This window comes from Candidatus Cryosericum odellii (assembly GCF_003570935.1).
GTDB classification, from domain to species: Bacteria; Caldisericota; Caldisericia; order Cryosericales; family Cryosericaceae; genus Cryosericum; species Cryosericum odellii.
Genome location: NZ_QXIU01000005.1, coordinates 286 through 5,714, shown reverse-complemented (window position 1 = coordinate 5,714; position 5,429 = coordinate 286). Strand labels below are relative to the sequence as shown.

The 5,429-nt window shown below is 58.6% G+C and carries 6 protein-coding genes and 1 pseudogene; 1 reads left to right on the top strand and 6 read right to left on the bottom strand.

What is annotated here, in order from left to right; all coding sequences use genetic code 11:
* On the top strand, positions 1-752 hold a 752-nt coding region (locus SMC5_RS00195; protein WP_165848884.1), incomplete at its 5' end, for a hypothetical protein.
* Here SMC5_RS00195 and amrA read toward each other — a convergent pair.
* From amrA to SMC5_RS10520, 6 genes and pseudogenes are all read right to left on the bottom strand, one after another.
* Positions 716-1,291 carry an AmmeMemoRadiSam system protein A gene (gene amrA / locus SMC5_RS00190; protein ID WP_165848179.1) on the bottom strand — a complete coding sequence of 192 codons (576 nt, stop codon included), beginning with the start codon at positions 1,289-1,291 and terminating at the stop codon, positions 716-718. The genes SMC5_RS00195 and amrA overlap by 37 nt on opposite strands.
* Positions 1,278-2,087: an AmmeMemoRadiSam system protein B gene (amrB, locus tag SMC5_RS00185; protein WP_119119112.1), complete on the bottom strand. Its 810-nt coding sequence runs from the start codon at positions 2,085-2,087 to the stop codon at positions 1,278-1,280. The genes amrA and amrB overlap by 14 nt, the downstream gene beginning before the upstream one ends.
* Positions 2,084-3,094, bottom strand: coding sequence for an AmmeMemoRadiSam system radical SAM enzyme (gene amrS, locus SMC5_RS00180; RefSeq protein ID WP_119119111.1), 1,011 nt, complete (start codon positions 3,092-3,094; stop codon positions 2,084-2,086). Before amrS ends, amrB begins: the two co-directional genes overlap by 4 nt.
* Positions 3,091-3,615, bottom strand: coding sequence for a CinA family protein (locus tag SMC5_RS00175; RefSeq protein ID WP_207798891.1), 525 nt, complete (start codon positions 3,613-3,615; stop codon positions 3,091-3,093). The genes amrS and SMC5_RS00175 overlap by 4 nt, the downstream gene beginning before the upstream one ends.
* Complete coding sequence (locus tag SMC5_RS00170) at positions 3,612-4,904, bottom strand: amidohydrolase (RefSeq protein ID WP_119119110.1); 1,293 nt, start codon at positions 4,902-4,904, stop codon at positions 3,612-3,614. The genes SMC5_RS00175 and SMC5_RS00170 overlap by 4 nt, the downstream gene beginning before the upstream one ends.
* 107 nt (positions 4,905-5,011) lie before the next feature.
* Positions 5,012-5,429 (bottom strand): annotated as a pseudogene (locus tag SMC5_RS10520) (spermidine synthase); the annotation flags it as partial.

The following is a 5,429-nucleotide window of genomic DNA, read 5'->3' as shown; positions in this document are numbered from 1 at the left end:
CCGAGGCCTTCGCCGAGCAGAAGCACCTGCGACGTGGCAAGGACAGGATGGATTTTGCAGCCTCGTTCTCGGACCCTCTGTTCACCAAGTTCTCCAGAGCAGGCGCGCGTCGTGCCAGCAGTCTCAGCGCTCTCGGTTCAGGGGCGCCAGCCACTGCAGCAACGATGAAAGCAGCGCTGCGTCGGCATGACGACCCGGACTATGCTCTCTCAGCAGGCAGTGTTGGTTCGGTGTGCATGCATTTTGGCGGTCTCGTAGGTGATCAGACTGTCGGCAGCATGGTGGCAGACCTCGACAAGTCAGGGCCCGTTGCATGGGTCACTGGCACATCGGCGCCGTGCATCGCTCTGTTCAAGCCGATTACGCTGGATGCCGAAGGCACCGGGATGTTCGGTGAGGACCAGCAGGAAAAAGCGCTCAACTACTGGCTCGAGAACGAGCACATCTCACGAAACCTGCAGAACAACTATGCCGAGAAGCATGAGGCCATCGAGAAACTGCGAGCCCCGCTCGAGCAGCGCTTCGAGGAGATAATGACAGATGCCGCACCGGAGTACCGGAAGCAAGCTGCGCGAGAGTGCTTCGAGCTCGAGAAAGAGTACCGCGTTGCCGTCTGGAAAGCGATTGAGCCACTGGACCACCCGACGAGACACTCCCCCGTGTTCTCCATGCAATGGCGGAGGGAGAACAGAGAACTCGTCCGTCGGTGGCCAGTCTACTCGCAGTCCTCGGAAAACGCCTCGACGGTGTAAGTGAAGACGCTCAGACCCGGCTGAGAGAGGCTCTCCGTGTGGAGCCCAGCCTTGTGGCAGAGAGCTTCAAGGAATCCGTGGACGTTGGGTAACTCCTCCCAGACCTGAGGCAGGAATGTGGCTTGATAGACGCCACGCCGAAGAATGACGCCGGGACGTGTTGCTGCAAGCTTCGATTGAAGGTCCGCCAGCGAGGAGAACGCGAGTTCGGCCGGAACAGAAAGCAGAGAGACCTCGATGTGCAGATCTGCAAATTCGGTCTCCTCGACCGGTTCGAACCGTGGATCGCTGAAAGCCGCCGACAACGCATTGGACGCAACCGCCTGAACCAGAGGAGACACGGGCATGATCGTCCCGATGCAGCCTCGAAGCTCTCCGTGCTCGGTCAGCGTAACGAACACTCCCTGATCCTGCCAGAATTTATCATCAGGGAATTCCTCGCGCGTCGGTGTCAGTTCGTGTGCATCCAGCAGCCGCATGCGAATCGATTCACGTGCCAGCACAAGCAACTGAAGGCGCTCATGTTCATTCATGCCCATTCCTGTCCTCCCAGAAACCAATCGAAGCATATCCGACAACCGCAGACTTGTCCCCTGCAGTGTCACCAGAATTCCTGTAGTCGACGAGACGGGACTTCCAGCCACATACGTGTGCCATGGCGAGGATCGTCCTGATCGGCATAAACCCACAGGCATCGTCGCCACCCAGCTTGCCGCCCTCTCCCTCCAATATGTGCCCAATCGTGGTGTGGTCATGTTCCACTGCCATATCATATGGATCATAGTGACTGAGGTCACTGGAGGCGACGACGAGCATGTGAGGAAGATTCAGTGCCAGGAGCTCCTGAGCCAGGCTCTCTGTGTCCACTTCTCCCAGCACCAATGGAATGATGTCAAAATCCTTGAGAGATACCTGCAGGAATGGCAGCTGCACCTCGACCGCGTGCTCCATTGCATGGGCCTCACCGGACGTGAAGACCGAGGAGCCCTTCGTCAGGAGCTTCGCTGCATCCGACACGTTGATGTCTCCCAGTGGTGTCTGGAACATATCTGCTTCCGGGAGTGCCGCACCCTTGAACCACACGTGATGACTCGGGGCGAGGATGACCACGGTCGTGTGCACAGATTTGTCCAGGCTCGCGAGACAGGCGTAGCCCCCTCCCGCCACTGGACCCGAGTACACGTACCCGGCATGAGGAACGATCAACCCCCTGCATACGGCGCCGGCAACGTCGGCTGGGATACGTGCGCCCTCGATGTATCCCTCGACGTCGCTGCGCAGTTCATGAGCCTGCGCCGGGTAGAACTGCCCGGCAACAACGGCCTTTCGTATCATCGGTCCACCCCCTTGATGTGAGTTCCACAGCTCGGACAGGTCAAGCCCGTCCTGGCTGTCACCGTATAGCCCTGCCGTTCCACGACTGTTGCCCCACACTGTGGACACACCGTATCACTTGCTGCATCGTGGGCCGAAAGGTTCCCCGAATAAACATGGAGCAGCCCTTCCTCATGCCCGACCTGCACCGCTCTCTCGATTGAAGCAGTCGGCGTGATCGGCGTATCCTGCATGTGATACATGGGGAAGAACCGCGAGACGTGCCACGGTATCGCAGGGTCGATTGACGCAACGAAATGCGCCATGGCCCTCAGTTCATGCTCAGAGTCGTTGAGTCCGGGGATAATCAACGACGTGATCTCCTCCCAGGCTCCTGCCTCATGGATCGCTCGTATGGCATCGAGGACAGGCTGGAGACGTCCGCCGCACACGCGTCGGTAGAAGTCGTCGGAGAACGACTTCAGGTCGATATTGTAGGCATCGATCAGGGGCAGCGCTTCATCCAGGAGCTCACGGGAGTAGAAGCCATTGGACACGAACACCGTTCGCAACCCGGTCTCTCTTGCCTGTACGGCGATGTCCAGGGCATACTCCGCCCACACTGCGGGCTCATTGTATGTGCAGGCGATCGATGACGCTCCCTGCCGCAGCGCCAGTTGCACAACGGCTTCCGGGTCCAGGAAAGGCAGACGGGACAACTCGTCGTCGATCCCTCGCGCCTGCGAGAGTTCGTAGTTCTGGCAGAAAGCGCAGGTGAAATTGCACCCGAATGTGCCCAATGAAAGCGCGGTCGATCCGGGAAGGAAGTGATACAGCGGCTTCTTCTCAATGGGATCAAGGGCAACCGAGGCCGGGAGACCATAGACCATAGATTGCAGTTCTCCCTTCACCGTGCGACGTACACCACACAATCCTGTTCTGCTTTCAGTAACCACACACCCATGAGCGCAGGCAAGGCACTTGACGGCCCCGCTCTCCTCCACACGACTGAGCCTCGCTGGTTTCATGTCATCTCCTCCGCCCCTGGCAGGGTTGCCGTTACGAGTCGGATGGCCAGCCGCAGGGCTGCACGTGTCGATTCGACGCGGATGTGGAGTCGGTCCCCGTCCAGCAGTAGTCGCTCCACTGTGCACGCTCGTGGTGTCGCACAGGCTACGAACACGGTCCCGACAGGCGTACCTCTGCCGTCCGATGTCGGTCCGGCTACTCCTGTCGTCGCAAGCCCTACCTGCACGTTCAACCTCTCCCTGCAGCCCTGAGCCATAGCTTCTGCCACCTCGACGCTGATAGCGCCACACTTCTCCAGCAACTCGGCCGGTACTCCCAACAGTGCTGTCTTCTCCCGGTCCGTGTAGCTGATCACGCCGCCCATATATGACACCGACGCTCCCGGCACAGCAGTGATGGCTTCTCCGACCATCCCCCCGGTGAGCGACTCAGCCGTACCAAGGGACCAGCCGTGCTGAGCCAGGAGGTTCAAGAGTGTTCCGGCAACCACCAGGAGATCCTCGTCCAGGTCTTTGCTCATCCACTCGCCAGGCGACGCGCCCTCCGTGCCACCTCAAATCGCACCTTGTCGATATCAATGCCCAGCAACTGCCTGTGCTCCATGACCCAGGAGCCGGCAACCATGACCGAGTCGACAGCCCGACTGTTTGCCGACCAGAGGAGATGGGAGACCACGTTGTTCCTTGGACAGAACGATTCATCCTCGAGATCCCAGAAGACCAGATCAGCTGCAGCCCCCTCGCTCAGTGTTCCCACGTCATCAAACCCAAGAGCTCGACCTCCGTTGGTGGTCGCCATCGCAAGGAGACTGGCGTTGCTGATACCCGAGGCGTCCATGGTCGAACCTTTCATGAGTAAACCCAGCACCCGCAATTCCTCCAGCATATCGAGGTTGTCATTGCTGGCCGCTCCGTCCGTTCCAACACAAAGGTTCACTCCGCTGCCCAGCAGGAGCCTGTAGTCAGCGATGCCGGACCCGAGCTTGAGGTTGCTCTGGGCATTCAGGACAATGCTTGCCCCCGCATCACGCAGGATCTCTGTGTCATGGGCGGTCATGTGGACACAGTGGGCAGCCAGAAGCCGCGGTGGATTCTTGAAGTATCCCTGGTCAGCGTAGTACGAGATGGGAGACGCCCCATACGCTGCAGTGAACTCCTCGATCTCCTTGGCTGTCTCGTGAAGGTGAAACTGCACGATGACGCCAAGATCGCGGGCACGTTCGAAGTTCTCCCGAATGAACTCCGGGCTCGCCGTATAGGGAGCGTGAGGGCCGAAACTAGTCCTGATGCGACCGTCGGCCTTGTTGTTCCAGCGCACGACGAACTCTTCAGACTTCTCCAGCTTGCCCCGCTCGTTGTCGAGGGAGGCGGTACCCGTCGAGAGATTGGCTCGTACGCCTGCCTCGTCCACAGCTCGAGCCACATCGTCTTCCAAGAAATACATCTCGGCGAACGTCGTCGTCCCGGACATGATGCCTTCGGCAAGCGCAAGCAAGCTACCATAGTAGATGTCGTCACCATTCATCAGAGCTTCGCGTGGAAACATGTAGTCATGCAGCCACACGTCAAGCGACACTTCGTCGGCAAGCCCGCGCAGAAGGGTCATGGCAAGGTGCCCGTGGGCGTTGACAAACCCAGGAGTAACCAGGTACCTTGACGCGTCAATGACGCTGGCACCCATGGGCCGATCCACGTGGTCAGCGATGTGGCTGATCTTCATTCCGTCCACAAGGATATCCACGACGCGCGTCGCGTCATCAGTTCCCCGTCCTGTATCAAGTATCCTGGCCGACGTGAATACTCGTATCATCGTGCACGCTCCTTTTCTTATATCATAGCAAATCTTGCACAAATCTCGCTAGCAAAAAACCCGCCCCTGTGGGGGCGGGCTGAAACATGCGTCGTAACCCTGTAACTCTAGATACCCTTTGGAACGATACCGAACGACTTGCCGTCTTCGAGAGGCTCGCCGGGTGTCGAGAGCATGCTCCGTATGTCCTTGGGCATGCGGAAGATGCGCTCATGCGTCACGCCGTCGTAGAACTTCAGTGCGCTAGTGTCCCCAATGCGATCAGCCAGAATCCTGTCGACCGTGGCGGCATCCATATCCAGCGGATCGTTCTTCTTAGAAGCCAGGATATATGACCAGGGAACATCGTACGCGCCGACATAAGAATACAGCGAACGAGCGATCGGGAAAACCGAACGGATGGTATCCAGAATTCTCTTGTGGACTGCAACATTCGTCGGCTTTAAATATGACGAAGTAACACAGAGGGTACCACCCTCGTCCAGAACGCGGAATGCATGCCGATAAAACTCCTTCGTGAACAGG

Coding starts and splice junctions, on each gene's coding strand:
- amrB (WP_119119112.1), bottom strand. CDS start 2,087: ATGATACGAAAGGCCGTTGTTGCCGGGCAGTTCTACCCGGCGCAGGCT.
- amrA (WP_165848179.1), bottom strand. CDS start 1,291: ATGGGCATGAATGAACATGAGCGCCTTCAGTTGCTTGTGCTGGCACGT.
- amrS (WP_119119111.1), bottom strand. CDS start 3,094: ATGAAACCAGCGAGGCTCAGTCGTGTGGAGGAGAGCGGGGCCGTCAAG.
- SMC5_RS00175 (WP_207798891.1), bottom strand. CDS start 3,615: ATGAGCAAAGACCTGGACGAGGATCTCCTGGTGGTTGCCGGAACACTC.
- SMC5_RS00170 (WP_119119110.1), bottom strand. CDS start 4,904: ATGATACGAGTATTCACGTCGGCCAGGATACTTGATACAGGACGGGGA.